General features: G+C 61.6%; 3 protein-coding genes and 1 pseudogene. All 4 read left to right on the plus strand.

From position 1 onward, the window contains the following. The first annotated feature begins 341 nt into the window (after nucleotides 1-341). Nucleotides 342-824 (plus strand): DUF4395 family protein, encoded by a 483-nt coding sequence (locus tag E3O49_RS11680; RefSeq protein WP_160141104.1) that lies wholly within the window; start codon nucleotides 342-344, stop codon nucleotides 822-824. A gap of 595 nt (nucleotides 825-1,419) precedes the next feature. Further along, nucleotides 1,420-2,478 (plus strand): Mu transposase domain-containing protein, encoded by a 1,059-nt coding sequence (locus E3O49_RS11685; RefSeq protein ID WP_198418088.1) that lies wholly within the window; start codon nucleotides 1,420-1,422, stop codon nucleotides 2,476-2,478. Continuing rightward, nucleotides 2,475-3,282 (plus strand): annotated as a pseudogene (gene istB, locus E3O49_RS11690) (IS21-like element helper ATPase IstB). The gene E3O49_RS11685 and the pseudogene istB overlap by 4 nt, the downstream one beginning before the upstream one ends. Nucleotides 3,283-3,761: 479 nt before the next feature. Next, nucleotides 3,762-3,866, plus strand: a 105-nt coding sequence (locus E3O49_RS11695) for a transposase (RefSeq protein WP_134451622.1), incomplete at its 3' end; no start/stop codon positions are given.

The raw sequence follows: 3,866 nt of genomic DNA on the forward strand, positions 1-3,866 counted from the left end.
CACGACGACCGCCACAGCAACGCCCCGCCCGCTGCGGCCAAATCGGCCCGGATCTCGTCGCATCAACTTCGAATAGGCGTTACTGACACACGCTCCTAGCGCTTTGGAAACGTTCGACTCAGGGTGCGGTCGAGGATCTCGATCAACCGACACTTCAATCTACGAGGGTCAGGCTGCAGCAGGGCCTCCCAGCATTCATTTCACCGTTTGGGGTGAACACTCATCGCCAGGCCGGAGGCATGGGTTCGATATCCTAGGAACATTGCAGACTTTCAAGAAAAGACGAATTGCCCCTTGTCTGCGAAATGGGGTTGCCCAAGGCCAGCATTAAGGAATTGAAGATGGCGGCACTGAGAGAATTAACGAAGACCAACCTGGACAAGCAGGGATTCGGAGGCCTCGATGATGACGCCAAGTCTTGTTACGCAGGGCCCTTACGATTCACACCGGCAGTAGGCACCGTCTTGATCATTGTCGGATTGATTTTGCAGTCGCCTATTTTTCTTGGATTGGGAGCAATCGTTCCTCTCACCGGCGCACTTTTCCCCCGTGGCATGATTCTTGATCTGGTCTATAATTTGGGCGTTCGCCATTTGTTTCGCACTCCCGCGCTTCCCCCCACGCCGAGTCCACGACGCTTTTCCTATCTGCTGTCCACCGTGCTACTTGCAGGTGCGGCTTTATCCTTCTATTACGGATTATCAGCCCTGGGAATCGTGCTGGGAGGAGCGGTCGCTCTCGGCGGCACAATCCTCACCACGACCCATTGGTGTCTCGGATCGTGGATCTACAGGCTAATCTTCCCCCACGCAGCGGCAAGGTGAGACGGTTCCCCGGTGGCACACGTAGGTCTTTGATGGTCTCCGGGGCGTCCATTATCAGTAACTTTCGATTCGCGATTCGCTGGCAAAGTCGGGGCCAAACTTGCGCACATGGACCCGCCGCCAGACGCGCTCAGTGTCTTTTTGCGCGAACGTCTGGGTCACGGAGTTCGCACACGCGCAGCGTTATTATCGTCAACCGTTCTCAACTTCATGCAGGGCACTTGGACGCCCATGACGCCAACGGCAGGCAGAGACAACCGCGCCGCTGCGGTTAACAAATACCGCAAGCCGACCACTGACCACCATCCGTATAGTTCACTTTGGATCAATCAGACCACTGTGTGTTAACGCCGACTGAAAACAGGGCCAGTATCGCCGATTGAAAATAGGGCCACCCAGCACTATGAAGGGTGATCAATATGGACGATTGGGCGAAGATACGCCAGCTGTTTTCAACGGGGCAGCATTCGAAGCGGGAGATCGGGCGGCTGGTCGGGGTGTCGCGCGGAACGGTTGATCGGGCGTTGGAAACGGACCGGCGCCGAAGTACCAGCGGGCCGCGACAGGCTCGAGTTTTGACGCGTATGCGGCGTAGGTGCGGGTGCTGCTGGCCGCGACGCCGCGCATGGCCGCGACAACATTGGCGGAGCGGGTGGGCTGGTCGGGGTCAGCGTCGGTGTTCCGGGACAAGGTCGCCTTGATTCGTCCCGAGTATGTGCCGCCGGACCCTGCGGATCGTCTGGTGCACGAGCCGGGTAAGCAGGTGCAGTGTGATCTGTGGTTCCCGCACGAGCCCCTGCCGCTGGGACACGGCCAGGCGGGCATGCCGCCGGTTCTGGTGATGACGTCGACGTTCTCCGGCTTCTTCCAAGCACTTATGTTGCCCTCTCGAACCACGTCGGACCTGCTCGGCGGCATGTGGTCCCTGCTCCAAGTCGCCGCCGCGGTGCCGCCGCGGCTGCTCTGGGACAACGAGACCGGGATCGGGAAGGGCAAGCTCACCGAACGCACGGCCGCGTTCGCGGGCACGCTGGGGGCCGAGATCAAGCTCCTCAAGGCCCGAGACCCGGAGTCCAAGGGCATGGTCGAGCGCCGAAACCGGTTCTTCCGGTCCTCGTTCATGTCGGGGCGTCACTTCGCATCACCGCAGGACTTCAACGAACAGATGGACCAGTGGCTACCGCTGGCCAATGCGCGCCATTCCCGGTCGCGGAGGGCCCGCCCGATCGATCTGATCGAGCAGGACCGCGCCGCGATGCGCCCGCTCTCGCCGGTGGCGACCGACGTCCTCTTTCGCAATACCGTGCGCCTGCCCAGGGACTACTACGTCCGGGTGCTCTCCAACGACTACTCCGTCGCGCCGGCGATGATCGGCCGGCTCGTCGACGTCACCGCCAGCCTCGATACCATCAACGTCACCCACAACGGGGTGAACATCACCACGCACGAGCGGGAATGGGCCCGCGCGCTGACGGTCACAGACCCGAACCACGTCGAGCAGGCCGGCGTGCTGCGCAGGCAGTTCCAGACCCACCGGCGCTACCGACCGCAAGCGACGGTCGCGTTCGTCGAGACGGCCAGCCTGGCGTCCTACGACGCCCTCTTCGGCGTTGATATCGGCCCGGACCTGACCGACCTGGACGTGGTCGAATGAGCGCCAGCAGCGGCGCGGAAGCCGAGATCGAGTCCTACGCCCGGGCACTCCGCGCGCCTCGCATCGGGGACGCGTTCCGGCGCTTGGGCGACCAGGCCCGCACTGCGGGCTGGTCCCACGAGGAATACCTCGCCGCGGTCCTCTCCCGCGAGGTCTCCGAACGCGAAGCCTCCGGTGCAGCCCTGCGGATCAAAGCGGCCCGGTTCCCCGGCCACAAGACCCTCGAGGACTTCAACTTCGATCATCAGCCCTCCGCGGACCGGAACCTGCTCGCTCACCTCAGCACGAGCACGTTCGTCACCGAAGCCAAGAACGTCGTGCTCCTCGGTCCGCCCGGCACGGGCAAGACCCACCTCGCCGTCGCGCTGGGCGTTCAAGCGGCCAAGCATGGCCACCGTGTCCTCTTCGACACCGCCACCGGCTGGGTCGCCCGGCTGCAGGAAGCGCACTCGCGAGGAAAGCTCGCCACCGAGCTCACGAAGCTGCGCCGCTACAACATGCTGATCTGCGATTTATGCCGACATTGTGATTATGCCGATATCGGCATAGTGCGATGAAGTCGGCTACATTCCATTTGATCAGGACGCCGCGAACCTGTTCTTCCAACTCGTCGCGAGCCGCTACGAACACGCGTCCCTAATCCTGACAAGCAACTTATCCTTCGGGCGCTGGGGCGAGGTCTTCGGCGACCAGACCGTCGCGTCCGCGATGATCGACCGCATCGTGCACCACGCCGACGTTCTCAGCCTCAAAGGCGCCAGTTATCGGATGAACAGCCACCGGCCCCCCGCCGATACGGCATAGTAGAAATATCAATAGTGGTCCTGTTTTCAAACGGCACTATTGGCCCTGTTTTGGGTCGGCGTCAACACTGTTCTCAGTTTGCCCGTTGATGATCACTGTTACACATGTCGAACGCGGCGGCGCCAGCTTCAACGTAACGTTGAGCTGCGGTCCGAAGTACGGGGCGCTGGCTTGTATATTCACTGACACATAGCCCCACCCGTCTCTACCGCTGATGTCGATGGCGTCCGCGCTGCTTGATCCTGTGGGAAATTCGAATTGAGGGTAGGCCGGCTGGTAGTAATCCAGAATCGCGGAGGGACTGCCCGGAGCGGAGAAAACGGCTGTGACGCCAGCGTCCTGCGATTTCCCCGGTGGGTCGTTTCCGAGGTACTCGGCTCGGCCGAGCCGATCACCACCGGGGGGAGGAGTGAGCTGCTGCGGAGTTCTCGGACAGTGGGCCCTCTTAAAATGAGGGACTACTGAAAGCAGAGATCAGCATGACCGCATCGCGAAGGCGATTTTCCCAGGAGTTCAAGGACGAGCTGTGTCGCGAGGTGATCAACACGTCCAAGACGATCAAAGATGTCGCGACCGCGTATGGC

It is taken from the genome of Cryobacterium shii (genome assembly GCF_004402595.1).
GTDB lineage: Bacteria > Actinomycetota > Actinomycetes > Actinomycetales > Microbacteriaceae > Cryobacterium > Cryobacterium shii.

What these genes read in the sequence shown, in the direction of transcription:
- E3O49_RS11680 (WP_160141104.1), top strand. Translation starts at nt 342, where the DNA reads ATGGCGGCACTGAGAGAATTAACGAAGACCAACCTGGACAAGCAGGGA.